General features: G+C 43.0%; 26 protein-coding genes and 1 other annotated feature. Of the genes, 7 read left to right on the top strand and 19 right to left on the bottom strand.

The window, feature by feature from the left end:
- Nucleotides 1-13: 13 nt before the first annotated feature.
- On the bottom strand, nt 14-682 hold the full coding sequence (locus tag BO219_RS07990; protein ID WP_077429147.1) for a site-2 protease family protein: 669 nt from the start codon (nt 680-682) through the stop codon (nt 14-16).
- Between the two features lie 130 nt (nt 683-812).
- Between BO219_RS07990 and BO219_RS07985 the strand changes: the two genes are divergently transcribed.
- On the top strand, nt 813-1,001 hold the full coding sequence (locus BO219_RS07985) for a 2-hydroxymuconate tautomerase (protein WP_003397075.1): 189 nt from the start codon (nt 813-815) through the stop codon (nt 999-1,001).
- A 10-nt stretch (nt 1,002-1,011) separates the two neighbouring features.
- Here the strand turns inward: BO219_RS07985 and BO219_RS07980 are convergent, their stop codons facing one another.
- From BO219_RS07980 to BO219_RS07970, 3 genes are all read right to left on the bottom strand, one after another.
- The gene (locus BO219_RS07980; RefSeq protein ID WP_143271280.1) at nt 1,012-1,524 is read right to left on the bottom strand and encodes a YwgA family protein; all 513 of its coding nucleotides are present in this window, start codon (nt 1,522-1,524) and stop codon (nt 1,012-1,014) included.
- Between the two features lie 12 nt (nt 1,525-1,536).
- A complete protein-coding gene (locus tag BO219_RS07975) occupies nt 1,537-2,859 on the bottom strand; it encodes an HD domain-containing protein (RefSeq protein WP_077429145.1) in 1,323 nt (440 codons plus the stop codon).
- A gap of 97 nt (nt 2,860-2,956) precedes the next feature.
- Nucleotides 2,957-3,181, bottom strand: a complete 225-nt coding sequence (locus BO219_RS07970; protein WP_003397078.1) for a YuzB family protein — start codon at nt 3,179-3,181, stop codon at nt 2,957-2,959.
- A 145-nt stretch (nt 3,182-3,326) separates the two neighbouring features.
- On the opposite strand from BO219_RS07970, the gene BO219_RS07965 reads away from it, so the two are divergent.
- Complete coding sequence (locus BO219_RS07965) at nt 3,327-3,998, top strand: RsfA family transcriptional regulator (RefSeq protein ID WP_077429144.1); 672 nt, start codon at nt 3,327-3,329, stop codon at nt 3,996-3,998.
- A gap of 26 nt (nt 3,999-4,024) precedes the next feature.
- On the opposite strand, the gene lipL is transcribed toward BO219_RS07965, so the two are convergent.
- Both lipL and pta read right to left on the bottom strand, forming a co-directional pair.
- Nucleotides 4,025-4,852 carry an octanoyl-[GcvH]:protein N-octanoyltransferase gene (gene lipL / locus BO219_RS07960; protein WP_198936675.1) on the bottom strand — a complete coding sequence of 276 codons (828 nt, stop codon included), beginning with the start codon at nt 4,850-4,852 and terminating at the stop codon, nt 4,025-4,027.
- The gene (pta, locus tag BO219_RS07955; RefSeq protein WP_077429142.1) at nt 4,849-5,832 is read right to left on the bottom strand and encodes a phosphate acetyltransferase; all 984 of its coding nucleotides are present in this window, start codon (nt 5,830-5,832) and stop codon (nt 4,849-4,851) included. Before pta ends, lipL begins: the two co-directional genes overlap by 4 nt.
- Before the next feature lie 195 nt (nt 5,833-6,027).
- Here pta and BO219_RS07950 point away from each other — a divergent pair, with 195 nt between their 5' ends.
- The 4 genes from BO219_RS07950 (at nt 6,028) to gerQ (ending at nt 8,412) form a co-directional block, all read left to right on the top strand.
- Entirely contained in the window at nt 6,028-6,591 is a 564-nt protein-coding gene (locus tag BO219_RS07950; protein WP_077429141.1) for a YqaA family protein, read from the top strand.
- 67 nt (nt 6,592-6,658) lie between these two features.
- Nucleotides 6,659-7,405 (top strand): hydrogen peroxide-dependent heme synthase, encoded by a 747-nt coding sequence (gene hemQ / locus BO219_RS07945; protein ID WP_077429140.1) that lies wholly within the window; start codon nt 6,659-6,661, stop codon nt 7,403-7,405.
- Nucleotides 7,406-7,527: 122 nt separating this feature from the next.
- Entirely contained in the window at nt 7,528-7,950 is a 423-nt protein-coding gene (locus BO219_RS07940; RefSeq protein WP_077429139.1) for a cell wall hydrolase, read from the top strand.
- An 18-nt stretch (nt 7,951-7,968) separates the two neighbouring features.
- Nucleotides 7,969-8,412 (top strand): spore coat protein GerQ, encoded by a 444-nt coding sequence (gene gerQ, locus BO219_RS07935; RefSeq protein WP_077429138.1) that lies wholly within the window; start codon nt 7,969-7,971, stop codon nt 8,410-8,412.
- Nucleotides 8,413-8,438: 26 nt separating this feature from the next.
- Here gerQ and BO219_RS07930 read toward each other — a convergent pair whose 3' ends face one another.
- Together BO219_RS07930 and BO219_RS07925 are read right to left on the bottom strand one after the other, a co-directional pair.
- Nucleotides 8,439-8,801 (bottom strand): DUF423 domain-containing protein, encoded by a 363-nt coding sequence (locus BO219_RS07930; protein WP_077429137.1) that lies wholly within the window; start codon nt 8,799-8,801, stop codon nt 8,439-8,441.
- Nucleotides 8,802-8,812: 11 nt separating this feature from the next.
- Nucleotides 8,813-9,049 (bottom strand): YwdI family protein, encoded by a 237-nt coding sequence (locus tag BO219_RS07925; protein WP_035020177.1) that lies wholly within the window; start codon nt 9,047-9,049, stop codon nt 8,813-8,815.
- Between the two features lie 104 nt (nt 9,050-9,153).
- Here BO219_RS07925 and BO219_RS07920 point away from each other — a divergent pair, with 104 nt between their 5' ends.
- A complete protein-coding gene (locus BO219_RS07920; protein WP_077429136.1) occupies nt 9,154-10,770 on the top strand; it encodes a glycoside hydrolase family 13 protein in 1,617 nt (538 codons plus the stop codon).
- A gap of 17 nt (nt 10,771-10,787) precedes the next feature.
- Here the strand turns inward: BO219_RS07920 and BO219_RS14815 are convergent, their stop codons facing one another.
- The 11 genes from BO219_RS14815 to BO219_RS07880 form a co-directional block, all read right to left on the bottom strand.
- On the bottom strand, nt 10,788-11,090 hold the full coding sequence (locus BO219_RS14815; RefSeq protein WP_226373793.1) for a cation:proton antiporter regulatory subunit: 303 nt from the start codon (nt 11,088-11,090) through the stop codon (nt 10,788-10,790).
- The gene (locus tag BO219_RS14810) at nt 11,047-11,280 is read right to left on the bottom strand and encodes an NAD-binding protein (protein WP_230403165.1); all 234 of its coding nucleotides are present in this window, start codon (nt 11,278-11,280) and stop codon (nt 11,047-11,049) included. The genes BO219_RS14815 and BO219_RS14810 overlap by 44 nt, the downstream gene beginning before the upstream one ends.
- A gap of 60 nt (nt 11,281-11,340) precedes the next feature.
- Nucleotides 11,341-11,535, bottom strand: a complete 195-nt coding sequence (locus BO219_RS15065) for a potassium channel family protein (protein ID WP_338021175.1) — start codon at nt 11,533-11,535, stop codon at nt 11,341-11,343.
- Complete coding sequence (locus tag BO219_RS14805; protein WP_226373792.1) at nt 11,463-11,708, bottom strand: ion channel; 246 nt, start codon at nt 11,706-11,708, stop codon at nt 11,463-11,465. Before BO219_RS14805 ends, BO219_RS15065 begins: the two co-directional genes overlap by 73 nt.
- Nucleotides 11,705-11,908 carry a uracil-DNA glycosylase gene (locus BO219_RS07910; RefSeq protein WP_077429135.1) on the bottom strand — a complete coding sequence of 68 codons (204 nt, stop codon included), beginning with the start codon at nt 11,906-11,908 and terminating at the stop codon, nt 11,705-11,707. The genes BO219_RS14805 and BO219_RS07910 overlap by 4 nt, the downstream gene beginning before the upstream one ends.
- Nucleotides 11,883-12,557 carry a uracil-DNA glycosylase gene (locus BO219_RS07905; protein ID WP_077429134.1) on the bottom strand — a complete coding sequence of 225 codons (675 nt, stop codon included), beginning with the start codon at nt 12,555-12,557 and terminating at the stop codon, nt 11,883-11,885. The genes BO219_RS07910 and BO219_RS07905 overlap by 26 nt, the downstream gene beginning before the upstream one ends.
- A 57-nt stretch (nt 12,558-12,614) precedes the next feature.
- On the bottom strand, nt 12,615-13,997 hold the full coding sequence (locus tag BO219_RS07900) for a glycine--tRNA ligase (RefSeq protein WP_077429133.1): 1,383 nt from the start codon (nt 13,995-13,997) through the stop codon (nt 12,615-12,617).
- A 59-nt stretch (nt 13,998-14,056) separates the two neighbouring features.
- Nucleotides 14,057-14,234: a binding site (T-box leader), on the bottom strand.
- Nucleotides 14,235-14,297: 63 nt separating this feature from the next.
- The gene (gene ahpF, locus BO219_RS07895; protein WP_077429132.1) at nt 14,298-15,827 is read right to left on the bottom strand and encodes an alkyl hydroperoxide reductase subunit F; all 1,530 of its coding nucleotides are present in this window, start codon (nt 15,825-15,827) and stop codon (nt 14,298-14,300) included.
- Nucleotides 15,828-15,841: 14 nt separating this feature from the next.
- Nucleotides 15,842-16,405 carry an alkyl hydroperoxide reductase subunit C gene (gene ahpC, locus BO219_RS07890; RefSeq protein ID WP_021094364.1) on the bottom strand — a complete coding sequence of 188 codons (564 nt, stop codon included), beginning with the start codon at nt 16,403-16,405 and terminating at the stop codon, nt 15,842-15,844.
- 238 nt (nt 16,406-16,643) lie between these two features.
- A complete protein-coding gene (locus BO219_RS07885) occupies nt 16,644-16,877 on the bottom strand; it encodes a hypothetical protein (RefSeq protein WP_021094365.1) in 234 nt (77 codons plus the stop codon).
- 11 nt (nt 16,878-16,888) lie between these two features.
- On the bottom strand, nt 16,889-17,704 hold the full coding sequence (locus BO219_RS07880) for a glycosyltransferase family 2 protein (RefSeq protein WP_077429131.1): 816 nt from the start codon (nt 17,702-17,704) through the stop codon (nt 16,889-16,891).
- Between the last annotated feature and the right edge of the window lie 40 nt (nt 17,705-17,744).

The following is a 17,744-nucleotide window of genomic DNA, read 5'->3' as shown; positions in this document are numbered from 1 at the left end:
GTTCATCCTTTCATCATAAAATGAGCGTTGAAAATATGTCTTGTAGCCATTGAGCAACCGTTGGAATGGCTACGTGGAAAATTGGTCGAATCGTATATTGATCTAATGGCGTGAAAATGAGAATTAAAAAAATGAGCGCTCCATAATTTTCAAATTGTGTCATTTTTGCACGTATATGCATCGGCGCTAAATCTTCGATGATGCGATACCCGTCAAGCGGAGGAAACGGCAATAAGTTAAAAACGAACAGTAAAATATTCAATCCGATATAAATTTCAAAAAACTGATACAACCCGTCTCGAAACCATATTGGAATAAAGTCAAATATGCCGATGCGAATCATTCCATACCATAAAGCAAAACCGATAGCCGCAAGCAACAAATTGCTGAGCGGGCCAGCGACAGAAACGAGAATACCCGCCACACGTGGATGACGGAAATAGCCACGATTGACCGGCACCGGACGCGCCCAACCAAATCCGGCAATGAAAATAAGCAACGTCCCTAATATGTCTAAATGGGCGAGCGGCGACAACGTCAGCCTCCCTTGTTGTTTTGCCGTCGGATCGCCAAATTTATACGCCACGTATGCGTGCGCAAATTCATGAACAGAAAATGCAAGCGCAAGCGCCAATACAACATACGGTATTTCTCGAAGCGGATATGCTAAAAATTGGTCCACGTTTCTTCTCCTTTTCAAACGTTTTTATTTTTTGATTATTATACACGAAAAACAAGGGAAAGCACTACTGAGAACGGTCGATGAATGGTATAATAACGATTGTCGAATGAAGAGGAAAGGGGCGGTGGCCATGCCATATGTAACAGTAAAAATGCTTGAAGGACGCACAGAAGAACAGAAACGAGCGCTCGTTGAGAAAGTAACAGAAGCCGTTGCGGAAACGACAGGTGCACCGAAAGAAAAAATTGTCGTCTTTATTGAAGAAATGTCGAAAAATCATTATGCGATTGGTGGCAAACGATTAAGCGACGAAAGCTGACCATAACGGGTCAGCTTTTTATGTACGCTTGTTCGCGCAACTGCTCAATATAACGGTACGCTTCCTCTATTTCTTCTTCCGTATACCGCTGTTTGCTTTTTAATGTAAATACTTTTTCTTTCACTTCATCTTTACTTAAATCTTCAAAATATAAAATCGTCGAAACTAGCTCTAAAAATCTTGCACTTTGTTCATTTAAACTGCGTAAACAAACGTCTAAATCAGGCATGTCCAAATGATAGTGCGTCAAAAACTGCTCGCCCGCTTCCGTCAACACGTAACGATATTGATAGTACCCGCCTTTTTTTTCTTTCATTTCTTGCACAAAGCCAACGTTACATAACTCTTCCATACGCAACGTCAATTCTTCCGAATACGGACCGTAAAAATGAAAGTCGAACTTTTCATAAAAAGGAAACTTCATCTTTTTCGCAATGTAAATCATTTTTTGTAGTTTTTTTCGACCGACAATTTCCCCTACTGCTGCTAACGCTTTCAACATTTTCGCATGCTCGAAAAGCAACGCCCTCATCTCCTATTCATATAAAAGTTGTTTAATTTTTTTCTTCACGTTTCGTTTTGTCGATAAATCATCGAGAAAATCTTGCGGAAAGTATAATTTATGATCGGTGCGCCGTTTCCCGGAAATCGCATCAACAATCGTCGATTCCCGCGATAATTCACGCAACTCCCCATTCGGCATTAACAAATAAATCGGAAGCCTCTCCTCTTCTTCTCCCGGTCGGTAAAAATCGTAAGGAAGATCCGATGAAGAATCAACGACTAAATAATAATCCGGGTCAATGCCTGCTTTTTTAAACAACGTCGTCAATTCCACTAGCTTTTTCATTTCCTCATTCGTCGGTTGAAATTCGACGTATTTAAATAAATTACGATGCATAAAGCGACAGCATAAATCGCTTAAAATCGTATCTCGTTCATCTTGCCATTGTTGAAAATAATATAATGTTACCGCTTCATCTAGTTTCAAGTAGTCTTCTAGTTGCATATTTCCATGAAAAAGAGATTGGAAATGAACAGGAGGTGTTTGAAATGTATAACCAGCTAAATATAAATGTTTCGCACGGTGCAAAATTTTCGTTAAAATGACTTCGGCGCTACGCGTGACGGGATGGAAATATACTTGCCAATACATTTGATATCGGCTCATAATATAATCTTCTACCGCATGCATGCCGCTTCGTTTAATGACGACTTGCTCTTCGCGGGGACGCATGACACGCAAAATACGTTCCATATCAAAATGCCCGTAACTGACGCCTGTATAGTACGCATCGCGCAATAAATAGTCCATACGATCGGCGTCAATTTGGCTTGAAATGAGGCTAACGACAAGCTTATTTTCGTACGTCTTCGCAATGACTTCCGCCACTTTTTTCGGAAAATCAAACGATACGCGACGGAGCACCGCATTTACTTCCGTATCGCCTAAAATAATTGCGCGCGTAAATTGTTCATGATCAAGATGAAACACTTTTTCAAACGAATGCGAAAACGGTCCATGTCCTAAATCGTGCAAAAGCGCAGCGCATAAACAAAGCAAGCGCTCGTTTTCATCCCAATCCGGTCGGCCGGCGAACACATCGTCAACGATGCGACGGACAATTTCATAGACACCAAGTGAATGATTAAAGCGACTATGCTCCGCGCCGTGAAACGTCAAATACGTCGTACCGAGCTGTTTAATGCGGCGCAACCGTTGAAATTCTTTTGTACCAATTAAATCCCAAATAACTTTATCACGCACATGCACATACCGATGCACCGGATCTTTAAACACTTTCTCTTCGCTTAATTTTTCGTTGGGATACAATCCTTCTCCCTCTCTTCCGTTCATAACATAGCTTTATTATAGAGCGTTCTTTGTAAAAAACAAAGACTTCCTTTTTCCTGAAATAAAGAAAAAAATCACCTTCGAACACAAAGGCGATTTTTTATTTTTTCAACTTCGCAGCAATCTTTTCTATTAATTCATCTTCCGTCATCGCTGATACAGGGCGATTGTTGACGAACGCAAACACTTTTTTTCGACCCGGACCGCAATATGATTGGCAACCGATTTCAATCGTGGCGTTCGGATCCAACTTTTTTAACCTTGGCAACAACGTTTTTAAGTTTGTTGCTTGGCAATCGTCACAGACGCGAAATTCATTTTGCATAACGTCCTCACTCCTTTTCGCTAACGAGTATTCTAACGCGTATACGCGAACAATGCAAGCTACATCTATTTCCTTTGAAAAATAGTATATCTTTCTTGTTTTTTGGTGATTATGAAAGTAAAAGAATGTGAAAGGAGTTTTTTTCATGACAAAAAAACGACAAGATGCTTGGACTGAAGAAGAAGATTTATTGCTAGCTGAAACGGTGTTGCGCCATGTGCGCGAAGGGAGCACGCAGTTAAATGCGTTTGAAGAAGTGGGCGATAAATTAAACCGCACGTCAGCGGCATGCGGGTTTCGCTGGAATGCAGTCGTGCGTCAACAGTACGAAGAATCGTTACAAATGGCAAAGAAGTTCCGTAAACAACGGCAACGCGCACTTGGAAATAAACATGCGTTGCGAAAACGGCCGCTTTATACACCTCCTGTACCTTCGCTTGAAGAGTTAGGAATGGAACCGTTAGAAGTGCAGGCGAATGAATATGAACATGTCGAAACAAGTCAGTTAACGCTTGACCATGTCATTGCTTTTTTGCACTCTTTAAAACAATCGTATATCGGTCAAGAAACAGCGCTAGTAGAAAATAAGCAGCTAAAACTTGAGCTCGAACAACTACAACAACAATATAAACAACTAGAACAACAATTTACAAAACTTCAAAAAGAAAATGAAGAATTACGCGAAGATTACGGAACGATGGCACGCATCATTAACCGTGCAAGACAAATGGAAATTTCAGAAGATGAGTTTAAGCCCCCTATTTTCAAAATGGACCGCAACGGAAATTTAGAAAAAATCGAAAAGATTGCCGAGTAAAAAAGCTGTCACATCGGACAGCTTTTTTATTTCGGCAACATCGTCTCGTTTCGGTCAATCATACGCTGAAAATACATGTAATATCGCTCCCACTCTTCCGGGGTGAGCGATGATGGCTCGAGCCTACTTCCAAACGCTTGGAGCGCTTCATATAGTCGGATGATCAGCGCTGAAACAGTCATTTCTTTACCGAGCAGTTCACTTAATGATGCCATCGTATGTGGAACGATTGTCGGATACGTAAACTTCGTTTGTTCTCCCGCCAACGCTCGCTCATAAAACTGACGAATAAACTCCGCTCGTGTTGCGCCGCTTTCGTTTGCACATATATATACTTGCACGGCAACACCGCCTCGAATGCGGCGCTGTGAAATGCCCGCAAACTTTTTTCCATCAATGCTTAAATCAAAACTTCCCGGACAATACGAGCCAACAACTTCCCCTGCTTGCACGCGTGCTTCTGGCAACATGCGTGCAATGAGTGTCGCCATCGCTTCATATCCTCGATCAATATCAATTCCTTTTTTTGTATCAGGAAAAATAAGCGAAACGTTTAAAACCCCTTCATCTAATACGACCGCCAACCCACCAGAGTTGCGAACGATCGTACGCCAACCTTGTTCATGTAAGTAGGCGAGTCCTTTTTCAATGTACGGCAATTTCGTATCTTGAATGCCGAGCACAACCGTCTGATGATGCACCCATAAGCGAACAACCGGCTGTGACTGACCGCGACCAACCGATTCACAAAGCGCATCATCAAACGCAAATGACTGCTTCGCATCAAACGATGGCCCGAGGCTCGTATGATCGATCACTCGCCACGTTTGTTGTTGCAACAATTCGCTCATCATTCCATCGCCGCAAGCGCCTGCGCTGCTGTGATAAGTGATAATTTGTATACATCTTCGGCGTTGCATCCGCGGGATAAATCGTTTACTGGCTGATTTAATCCTTGTAAAATTGGACCAACTGCTTCAAAATTGCCGAGACGTTGAGCAATTTTATAGCCGATATTTCCTGCTTCTAAACTTGGGAAAATAAAGACGTTCGCATCACCTTGAATAACGGAATCTGGCGCTTTCTTTTTCGCCACAGATGGAACGAACGCGGCATCAAATTGAAACTCGCCATCAAGCGTTAACTCCGGCGCCATTTCTTTTGCGATGCGCACCGCCTCGATCACTTTTTCTGTTTCTGGCGATTTCGCTGATCCTTTCGTTGAGAAGCTAAGCATCGCTACACGCGGCTCAATATCAAACATTTTCGCTGTTTGTGCACTCTCTACAGCGATTTCTGCTAAATCTTGGCTATCTGGTGCAATGTTAATCGCACAATCGGCAAATACATATTTCTCATCGCCACGCACCATGATGAATACGCCAGACGTTTTACGAATGCCCGGTTTCGTCTTAATAATTTGTAGCGCGGGACGTACAGTATCTGCCGTCGAATGCGCGGCGCCGCTAACAAGACCGTGCGCTTTTCCCATATAGACGAGCATTGTGCCAAAATAGTTTTCACCAAGTAAAATGTTGCGAGCATCTTCTTCTGTGACTTTCCCTTTTCGGCGTTCAATGAAAGCCGCCACCATTTCATCCATTCCTTCATATGAGCGCGGATCAACGATTTCTACTTTTTCCAACGTCAAGCCGAGCTCTTTCGCCTTTTGAACGACAGCTTCTTGATCGCCGATGACAATCGGCTGTAATACATTTTCTGCCGCTAGACGTCCGACAGCTGTTAAAATACGTTCATCTAATCCTTCTGGAAACACGATCGTTACATTTTTCCCTGCCACCTTTTGTTTTAAGGCTGCAAATAAATCACTCACGAAATGTTCCTCCTTAGTTTAAAAAAATTCGTCTATCTATTAGAATACTCTTATTGAGACGAAAAGCAATGAATTACGCCGCAAACGAAAATAGTCTTTTTTTTATAACAATTCTGTTTTTTAAACTGAGTGATATATCGCCTAAAAAGTGATATATTTGTTAAGGAATATGTACAAAACAAAGGAGCGTTACGTATGTCACAATGGATTCATCACCTTGAACAATGGTTGCTTGAGTTTGGCGTCATTGGTTTAGTTATCGTTTCATTTACGGAATCTTCTTTTTTCCCTATCCCGCCTGATGTGTTATTAATTCCGTTAAGCCTCGCGCAGCCGGAGAAAGCATTATGGTTTTCGTTTTTAACGACCGTCGCTTCCGTACTTGGCGCCTTGCTTGGATGGTACATCGGGAAAAAATTTGGCAGACCGGTTTTGCGCTATTTGATTTCTGATGAAAAAATGGACAAAGTCGAGCAATACTTTCAACAATACGGAGCGATGGCGATTGTCATCGCAGGATTTACACCTATTCCGTATAAAGTATTTACCATTTTCTCAGGCATTTCAAACGTCAGCATTCGCACGTTGCTTTTTTGGTCGTTCATCGGCCGCGGAGCGCGCTTTTTCGCTGAAGGGCTCATTATTTTCATCTTAGGTGCGCAAGCGAAAACATTTATTGAACAGCATTTTACAACAATCACGATCGTCGGCGGCATCGTTATTGTTATTGCTTTTCTTATTTATAAACGATTCAAATAGTGCGTTTGGCATAAACGAAACGCATATGATACAATTTCGGTAGTACATAACAAAAGGAGTGTTGGACATGAGCGAAGCAGCGCAAACGTTAGACGGTTGGTATTGTCTTCATGATTTTCGCACAATTGATTGGGTGGCTTGGAAAACGCTCTCAAATGATGAGCGTCAAGAAGCAATTCATGAGTTTTTAACGCTAGTGGAAAAATGGGAAACAACGGAAGCGGCTAAAGAGGGAAGTCACGCCATTTACACGATTATGGGGCAAAAAGCAGATATCATGTTTATGCTTTTACGTCCAACGATGGAAGAACTTCACGAAATTGAAACAGCAATCAACAAAACAAAGCTTGCTGAATATCTCATCCCTGCGTATTCATACGTTTCTGTCGTTGAGCTAAGCAACTATTTGCCGGCAGAAGCTGGCGATCCGTATGAAAACCCAGAAGTGCGCCGCCGTTTATATCCGACTTTACCGAAAACAAATCACGTATGCTTCTATCCAATGGACAAGCGTCGTCAAGGAAATGATAATTGGTACATGCTTCCGATGGAAGAACGCCGCAATTTAATGCGCGCACACGGCATGACGGGTAGAAAATACGCTGGAAAAGTCGTACAAATCATTACGGGTTCGGTCGGCTTTGACGACTATGAATGGGGCGTCACGCTCTTTTCAAACGATGTACTTCAATTTAAGAAGCTCGTATACGAAATGCGATTTGATGAAGTGAGCGCAAGATTTGGTGAATTCGGCTCGTTCTTTGTCGGCAACATTTTGCCAAAGGAAAAAATACAATCGTTTTTACATGTATAGGCCTCCGATTTGGAGGTCTTTTTTTATGATGTGCTTCATACATATAACAATGACGACTTTCCTCACATTTTCGCATGTTTCATCATAGGCTAATAGCGATTTCCATAAAGCGAGGTGAAGGGATGGCTGTTGTTGCATATACAGAAGAAGATGTCAAATTGCTTGCGCGTCTCATGCGCGCAGAGGCAGAAGGAGATGGACAACTCGGCATGCTTATGGTAGGGAACGTAGGAATTAATCGAGTCATCGCAAACTGTCTAGATTTTAAGGGACTGCGTACCATTCGACAAATGGTATTCCAAAGTCCTGGGGGATTTGAAGCTGTACAAAAGGGGTATTTTTATCAACGTGCCCGCGAAGAAGACATGCGCCTTGCCCGGCGCGTCATTCGCGGTGAGCGATTTCATCCAGCAACGAATGCGCTTTGGTTTTTCCGACCAGATGGTCCTTGTCCACCACGATGGTTTAATCAATGGAATACCGGTCGCTTCAAATCTCATTGTTTTTACGCGCCAACTCGCTCGGATTGTCCACGCGTATATTAATTTAAGGGAGGGATTAGTATGAGTGAAGAAAGACAACAAGTTCCTTATTATGCATATCCTTACTACTATCCGTACCAAATGCCAACATATCCATTTGGGTTGCCTACACCAACGTTTACGCCCCAAACGGGAGCGATGCAAACACCAACGACCGCAAGCCAGCCGCTACCGGGGATGCTCCCGATTGAAGAGTCGTACATTGAAAACATTTTGCGCCTAAACAAAGGTAAGATCGCCACAGTTTATATGACGTTTGAAAACAATCGTGAATGGAATGCGAAAATTTTCCGCGGCGTCGTTGAAGCAGCTGGACGCGACCATCTTATTTTAAGTGATCCACAAACAGGCATGCGCTATTTATTGCCGATGATTTATCTCGACTATGTGACATTTGATGAAGAAATTAATTATGAATATCCATTTGCACCAGGTGTCGGATTAAGCACATATGCTCCACGTTAAAAACGAGGCGTCCAACGCGCCTCGTTTTACATATGTTTGATCGCAGTATACGCTAAAAGTAACCAAGCGATAATAAACGACACGCCTCCAATCGGCGTAATCGCTCCAAGTATTTTGATTTGTGTTAAGCTTAGCACATATAAACTACCTGAAAATAACACGATCCCTACAAGCATAAACCATCCAACCGGCGTCACGTTCGGCCATTTTGTCGCAAACAACGCAACGAGAAATAAACCAACCGTATGGAACATTTGGTATTGCACCGCTTTTTGCCACGTGTCTATATATCGCTCTGGAATTCTCCCTTCGAGCACATGCGCTCCGAATGCACCGAGCGCGACACATAATGCTGCGCTAATGGAAGCGATAATTGTAAATATTTTCATGTTAATTCCCCCTAAAAATCAAGTAATGATGGTCCGTTCGCTTCAGCATCGATATCTAATCGTTCAGTTGTTGTCGGCTGCGGTATCGTAATCGCCGTCACATTTTGTGATCGTTGTTGTAAAATGACATCGCACAATGCGCGAACCGCATATATATGCTCACGCATCGCCTGCGGTGAGGACGACTGCTTCGCCTGTGCGATTTCTTCTTCGATCTTTGTTAATACATTTGTCACCGATATGTCCAAAACGTTTTCACTCCCTACTTCTTTTTCCTTTACAACAATGGTATCTTATACATAGCAACTTTTCAAATTGAAAACGCTTTAATTGGACAAAGGAGTGACAACAAATGAAACGGACATGGTGGAAAGAAGCTGTCGTATACCAAGTATATTGGCGAAGCTTTTTTGATTCAAACGGCGATGGATACGGCGATTTAGAAGGACTCATTCAAAAGCTCGATTACATTCACGATTTAGGGGTCGATGTCATTTGGCTCAATCCGTGCTACGAGTCACCAGATAAAGATAACGGATACGACATTTCAGACTATTATCGCATTATGGATAAAGCAGGGGATATGGAGACGTTTGATCGCCTGCTTCACGAAGTGCATCAACGTGGAATGAAATTAATTATGGACCTTGTCGTAAACCATACATCCGATCAACATCCTTGGTTTATTGAGTCGCGTTCGTCAAAAGACAACCCGAAGCGCGATTGGTACATATGGCGTGACAAGCCAAACAACTGGCGTTCGTACTTTACACCGTCCGCATGGGAATACGATGAAAAAACAGGGCAATACTACTTCCATTCCTTTGCAGTTGAACAACCAGATTTGAATTGGGAAAATAAAGAAGTTCGTGAAGAAATTTATAAAATGATGCGCTTTTGGTTAGATAAAGGCATCGACGGATTCCGTTTAGATGCGATTGCTTTATTAGCGAAGCCAGACGGATTTCCGGACGCAGAAAATCCGTATGACATTCGCTATTTAACAAACAATCCGGGCGTGCACGAGTATTTACAAGAAATGCACGACAAAGTACTTAAACATTATGACATTTTTACCGTCGGGGAAGTTGCTTTCGTATCGCCAGAAGAAGGCTTAAAATATGTCGGGGAAGACCGAAACGAGCTACATACACTGTTCCATTTTGAAGTATGTGACGAAATGCCGACATGGGATCCGATTCGCTTTAAACAAATTCAAAAACGTTGGTATGAAGGGTTGTGGGGGAAAGGATGGAACTCACAATTTTTAAACAACCACGACCATACGCGACAAGTGACGCGCTACGGAAACGACAAACAATTTCGAGTTGAATCAGCGAAATTGCTCGCTACGCTCGTGCATACGTTGCCTGGAACGCCATACATTTATCAAGGAGAAGAAATCGGCATGACGGGCGTCAAATTTGACTCAATTGATGACTATAACGACATTGCGATGAAAAACAAATATGCGGAAGAAGTCGCGAAAGGTCGCGATCCGAAAGAAGTGCTAGAAAGCTTGCAGCTATTGAGCCGCGATAACTCGCGCACACCAATGCAATGGGACGATAGCGAACATGCAGGATTTACGACGGGAACGCCTTGGTTAAAAGTGAATCCGAATTATAAAGAAATTAACGTGAAACAAGCGTTAGCGGATCCAAACTCGGTGTACTACTACTATAAAAAGCTTATTCAATTACGCAAACAAAATCCAGTCATGGTGTACGGCACGTTCTGCGATCTTTCAGAAAATGAGCCGTATATTTATGCCTATACACGCGAGCTCGATGGCGTTCGCTGGCTGATCGTTTTAAATCATTGCGACAGCGACAACGTATATACATTGCCAGAAGAGCTCAGCTCTGCAAGCCACCATCTCTTGCTCGGCAACTATACAGACGTCAAAGAAGAAGGAACGACGCTTCATATGCGCCCACACGAAGCGAGAATTTATGCATTACAGTAAGCAGCCGATGTGGCTGCTTACTTTTTGTTTACCGCCTGTTCAAACGCTTCTAACGCTCGTTTTTCCCCAAAGACGATGACGATGTCGCCCGCGCAAAACCGCTCATCTGGGGGCGGGTTCCCAATGATGGCGTCCTGTCGCTGAATAGCAATAATCGTCACTCGAAAGCGCGTCTTTACCGCTTGATCGCCGACAGACGTATGAACAAATGAAGAATGAGGCTCAATCTTTACTTCCTCAATGGCGTATTGTTCGGTACGGTCGTGAAAAATCGTATCAACATAATCGACAGTAACTGGCTTTAATACCGTCATCGCCATGCGCTGGCCGCTCGGCACACGCGACAACTTGAATGTCGCGGTTTATTCCTTTTGCTGTTAAAGCAATAAAGACGTTATCAGCATCAGATGGCAACGCGGCAATTAAGCCAGCCGCCCGTTCAATGCCTGCCGCGATCAATACGTCGTCTTCTGTCGCATCCCCTTTGACGTACGGAATAGGATCGTCCATTTCCTCAAGCCAATCCGTGTTTCGCTCAATAACAACGACACGTGTCCCATTTTTGACAAGCTAGCGCACCACTTGTTCGCCAACGCGCCAAAATCCGCATACGATAATATGATTTGCCATCATCTCGATTTTCTTTTTCATTTTTCGCCTCCGTACCGTTTTTGAAAATTCGCCTTCCATCATCATAGAAACGACCACCTCTGTCGCGTATGTGACGATGCTGATGCCGACTGGAATAATGATGAGGGTAAACAATTTTCCATAAAATGTTTGTGGAACAGCATACCAACCGTTAAAATGGTGACAACTGTCAGCCAAAGCGCATCAAAAAAAGATAATTGTTCTGAGAACATAGATCCTACTGTGCCTGCGATAATGGCTACCATCATCGCGACGACAGAAACGACGATGGAGCGCGATGAACTCATCCGTTCCCCTTATTTTCTTTTTTAGCAAACTTCATGCACGGCGTACCAGACGATTGTTTCACGACAATGGAAGGGAGCGTAGCACTTTTGAAACCGAACGCACGACAACCGCGCGGCAGCTGTGGGTCCCACGTGACGTAAAAATGTTTGCATGCATAACAGTTTATTCGTGTATCAAATGTTTTCGATTTGCCAATCAATCGTCTCTCTCCCTATTTGTTGTAAAAACGCGTTCGTTTTCGAAAACGGGCGGCTGCCGAAAAAGCCTCGCGCGGCTGAAAGTGGGCTCGGATGCGGGGCTTCAATAAGATAATGATGTCTATTTGTAATGAGCGCTTTTTTCGCTTGCGCATGACGCCCCCATAAAATAAAGACGACCGGCTCCGTCTTTTCATTCACAAGTTCAATGACACGATCCGTGAAATGTTCCCATCCTTTTCCTTTGTGCGAGTTTGCTTCCCCTTGCCGTACCGTTAATACCGTATTTAACAATAATACCCCTTGCTTCGCCCATTTTAACAAATAGCCATTGTTCGGTATGTAACAGCCGAGATCATCGTGTAATTCTTTAAAGATGTTTAATAACGACGGAGGTAAAGGGACGCCCGGTTTAACAGAAAAACTTAATCCGTGCGCTTGATTCGGTCCATGATACGGATCTTGGCCTAAAATAACGACTTTCACATCGGCATATGGCGTGTAATGAAGAGCGTTGAAAATATCGTGCATATCGGGATAAATCGTTTTCGTGCGATATTCTTCTTTTAAAAACTGACGCAACTTCAAATAATACGGCTTTTGAAATTCCTCTTCTAATAGAGGCGCCCAATCATTTTTCAATATGCTCATCGTTTCACTCCTTCCTAACATAAAGGCTACCCTAACGATAGGATAGCCTGTTTTTGCTTAAAACTGAATTTTTTCTTCTAAAAAGTCTTTTAATTGTGCGATTGGAATGCGTGTTTGTTCCATCGTGTCGCGATCACGCACAGTTACCATTTGATCTTGTTCTGAGTCGAAATCATACGTAATACAGAACGGTGTTCCGATTTCATCTTGACGGCGATATCGTTTTCCGATCGAACCAGACTCGTCGTAATCGACCATGAAGTGCTGGGAAAGCTGTTCAAAAATAGCACGTGCACCTTCTGATAACTTTTTCGACAACGGCAATACGGCGGCCTTGTACGGCGCTAATGCTGGGTGAAGATGCATAACGGTGCGCGTCGTGCCATCTGCAAGTTGTTCTTCTTCATATGCATCAATCATAAAGGCAAGCGTCACGCGGTCTGCACCGAGTGAAGGTTCAATGCAGTACGGAATGAAACGCTCATTCGTCTCTTGATCGAGGTAATGGAAATCTTCTCCTGAATATTCCATATGACGGCGCAAATCGTAATCGGTGCGCGATGCAACGCCCCATAGCTCGCCCCAACCGAACGGGAACTTATATTCAATATCTGTTGTCGCGTTGCTGTAGTGAGATAGTTCATCTTCAGAATGATCGCGCAAACGAATGTTTTCACGCTTCATGCCAAGCGATAAAAGCCACTGTTCGCAATATTGTTTCCAATAATCAAACCATTGCAATTCCTCGCCCGGCTTGCAGAAAAATTCAAGCTCCATTTGCTCAAATTCGCGCGTACGGAATGTGAAGTTTCCTGGTGTAATTTCGTTCCGAAAACTTTTTCCGATTTGCGCAATACCAAACGGCAATTTTTTGCGCATCGTCCGCTGCACGTTTTTAAAGTTTACAAAAATGCCTTGTGCCGTTTCAGGACGAAGATAAATTTCGTTCGCGCTCGATTCCGTCACACCTTGGAACGTTTTAAACATTAAGTTAAATTGGCGAATGTTCGTAAAGTCGCGACTGCCGCAATCCGGACAAGCGATGTCGTGCTCTTGAATGAGCTGCTCCATTTTTTCAAATGGTAGCCCATCGACAACCATTTCAATGCCTTTCGCTTCAAGGGCGCTTTCAATAAGTTTGTCTGCCCGGTGACGCGCTTTACATTGTTTACAGTCAATCATCGGATCGTTGAAATTCCCTAAATGACCTGACGCTTCCCACGTGCGCGGATTCATTAAAATCGCTGCATCTAATCCGACATTGTACGGCGATTGTTGGACAAACTTTTTCCACCATGCGCGCTTAATATTGTTTTTTAATTCTGTCCCTAACGGACCGTAATCCCACGTATTCGCTAACCCGCCGTAAATTTCTGAGCCAGGAAAAACAAAACCGCGATGTTTCGCATGTGCCACAATTTGATCCATCGTTACCGACATATTTCATCCTCCTCTTATGAAGTGTAAACAAAAAAACGCTCTCGTCCTTAGGCCTTTCGCCTAGGGACGAGAGCGTAACTCCCGCGGTTCCACCCTAGTTGATGCGTAACGCATCCACTTTTTGCGTGAAGCAACTCCAGACTGCCGTTTCGCTAAGCGTCTTTGCTAGGCTTCCACCGCCCCTAGCTCGCTATAAAAGAACGATCTTAGCTACTATCCATCTTTCATCGTTGCACCTGTATTTCGTTTGGCTAATATTGTATCAAACGACAATACGAGCGTCAAGGGAGTGGAGAATGGTTAATTTCGAATTAAGTAGTCAAACGCACCTAAAGAAGCTGTTGCACCTGAGCCCATGGAAATGATAATCTGTTTATATGCGCTATCTGTACAATCGCCAGCAGCGAAGACGCCAGGAACGTTTGTTGCACCGCGTTTATCGACGATAATTTCACCGAAGCGATTGCGCTCTACCGTTCCTTCTAACCATTCTGTATTCGGTACAAGCCCGATTTGCACGAATACACCTTGAAGTTCAATATGGTGCTCTTCGCCTGTTGCGCGATCAATATATGTGAGACCGTTTACTTTGTCTGTACCTGTAATTTCTTTCGTTTGCGCATTTTTAATGACTGTTACGTTCGGTAAGCTGTACAAACGATCTTGCAACACAGCATCCGCTTTTAATTCTGGCGCAAACTCAAGAACGGTCACATGCTTAGCAATTCCCGCCAGGTCAATTGCCGCTTCGACCCCAGAGTTACCACCGCCAATGACCGCGACATGCTTTCCTTCGAACAACGGACCGTCGCAATGCGGGCAGTAAGCAACCCCTTTATTTTTGAACTCCGCTTCGCCAGGGACGCCGAGATTGCGCCAACGCGCACCTGTCGCGATAATGACCGCTTTACTTTTTAAAACGGCGCCGTTTTCAAGTTCAACTTCAATGAGGTCTTTCTTTTCCAACCGTTTCGCACGCTGCAAGTTCATAATGTCAACATTGTAATGTTTCACATGTTCTTCAAGGCTTGCCGCGAGCTTCGGACCTTCTGTATATTTGACGCTAATAAAGTTTTCAATACCTAACGTGTCTAAAATTTGACCACCGAAGCGCTCGGCAACGATTCCTGTACGAATGCCTTTACGCGCTGCATAAATCGCTGCTGTTGCACCAGCAGGTCCACCACCGATGACAAGCACATCAAATGGGTCTTTTTCTGCAAAAGTAGAGGCATCCGGTGTGCTTCCTAACTTCGCAAGAATTTCCTCAAGCGACATGCGTCCGCTTGCGAACGGTTCACCGTTTAAAAAGACAGTTGGCACCGCCATCACGTCTTTTTGTTCGACTTCTTCTTTAAATGCTGCTCCATCAATCATCGTATGTGAAACATTCGGATTTAGTACGCTCATGACGTTTAATGCTTGAACGACGTCCGGACAGTTATGGCACGTTAAGCTGACGTATGTTTCAAAACGGTACGTTCCTTGTAAACCTTTAATTTGATCAATGACCGCTTGATCGACTTTTGGTGGTCTTCCACTCACTTGAAGCAACGCAAGCACGAGAGAAGTAAATTCATGTCCTAAAGGCACGCCCGCGAATACAACGCCTGTATCTTCACCAACGCGATTGATGCTAAAACTTGGTGTTCTTTCTAGCGTTGTTTTCTCTACTTTGATTTTCGATGACATTGTCGCAAGCTCATCGACTAAAGCAAGCATATCGCGGGAAACTTTATCGTCTCCCGCGCTCACTTTTAACACAATGTCATTTTCCATCAATTGTAGATATTGGGCGAGCTGTGCTTTAATTTCCGCATCCAATATCATTGACATAAGCCTCCTTAAATTTTGCCTACAAGGTCAAGGCTTGGCTTAAGCGTTTCTCTGCCTTCTTGCCATTTTGCTGGGCATACTTCGCCAGGATTGTTGCGCACGTATTGTGCTGCTTTAATTTTGTTTACAATTGTGCTTGCGTCGCGACCAATGCCGTCAGCGTTAATTTCAACTGCTTGAATAACGCCATCTGGATCGATAATGAACGTACCGCGTTGCGCAAGACCTGTTTCTTCATCAAGCACTTCGAACATGCGTGATAATTTTTGTGAAGGGTCGCCGATCATTACGTATTCAATTTTGCTAATAGCTGGCGAATGATCGTGCCATGCTTTATGCGTGAAGTGTGTATCTGTTGAAACAGAGTATACTTCAACACCAAGCTCTTTTAATTTCGGATATTCGTTTTGTAAATCTTCTAATTCTGTTGGGCAAACGAACGTAAAGTCTGCTGGATAGAAGCAAACAACGCTCCATTTTCCTTTTAGATTTTCTTCTGTTACCTCGATAAAATCACCGTTATGATACGCCATCGCTTTAAATGGTTGAATTTGTTTTCCTACTAATGGCATTGTGAATCATCCTCCTCGTTGTATTTTTTTTGCATATGCATAGCTTGTCCCAGTCATTCGAAATTTATGACTGAAACAATAATAAAATTATAACAATTACAATGCGATATAAATTATCATATAGGAATGTTTATTTGTCAAGTAGGAACTATCGAACCATCTTAGTTTTTCGACATACACCTCTTTTATTCCTTTTTCACTAATAAAAAAACAGAGCCTGCACAGCGACTCTGCTTTCTCACGTTATAAAAGTGAAACTAAGCAAAAGGAGAACATTAAATAATACTGCAACGACAAAAATCCACTTTTGTTTCCTTTTTTTCTTGACGATATATTCTGCAAATACAACAGTTAAGAAAGCGAAACAAATAAATGATAAAAATAATGCGATCCGTCCATCAAACACATGTCGAACAAGAAGTGGTGACAACAAAAGTAAAACAAATAATTGCTGGATGCTCCACCAATACATCCCGCTCCCTCCTAGCGACGAACGAGATGAGCGAGCCGCGAACGAAACGGTTCACCATCCCATATGACTTCACTCTTTGCTTGCCGTTTTTGCACATCCGGCTCTGATAAAAGGAGCCAAAAGTTTTTCGTCGGTAAATCACCCAACCCATGTTTTTCACTTAATCGGTTTAAATACATTTGTCTCGTTTCATTCATTTGTTTCGATAAATGATCTCCTTCATTGGAAAAAGCATAAAGAACACTCGCTGTCGGTACGCGTTTGACACAAAACTCTTTCGCTACACGTAAAAAGAAATCCCAATCCCAATAATTATGAACGTATGAATCAAAATACCCGATTACATCATGAATGGTGCGCCGATACATGCTCCCTGAAGGAACATACGTCGAAAATGTACGCATTGCTTGTAAATCATATTCATATGCAAATAAAAAGCGATCGGTCGGTATACGCATACCATTTTCCGTGCGATAATGAAAAATTTCTACGTCCGAATATACAAAATCCGCATCATTCATATTCGCGATCATTCGCTCCATATGGCACGGCAATAGTAAATCGTCGTCATCACAAAGCATGATAAAATCTTCTGTTGCTACACGCACACCGATATTCCGCGCTTCAACATGCCCGACGTTTTCTTGCAATTCAATGAGTTCGATCGGGAGCTCAGGATATGCATCAACCGCAACTTGTACAGATGAACCTCCATCGTTAACAATAATCACTTGCGTTGGCTTATACGTTTGTTTACTTAATGACTCTAACAATTCCGCTAATGGAAGTAGTCGGTTATATGTTGCAATGACTACAGAAACACCCAAATGACATGTCTCCTTTCAAAAATTAAAGAAGCTACAATGA

Origin of the sequence: Anoxybacillus kestanbolensis (genome assembly GCF_001996285.1) — a bacterium.
GTDB classification, from domain to species: domain Bacteria; phylum Bacillota; class Bacilli; order Bacillales; family Anoxybacillaceae; genus Anoxybacillus; species Anoxybacillus kestanbolensis_A.
The sequence above is the reverse complement of the archived record's forward strand: the minus strand, read 5'-3'. Positions and strand labels throughout refer to the sequence as shown.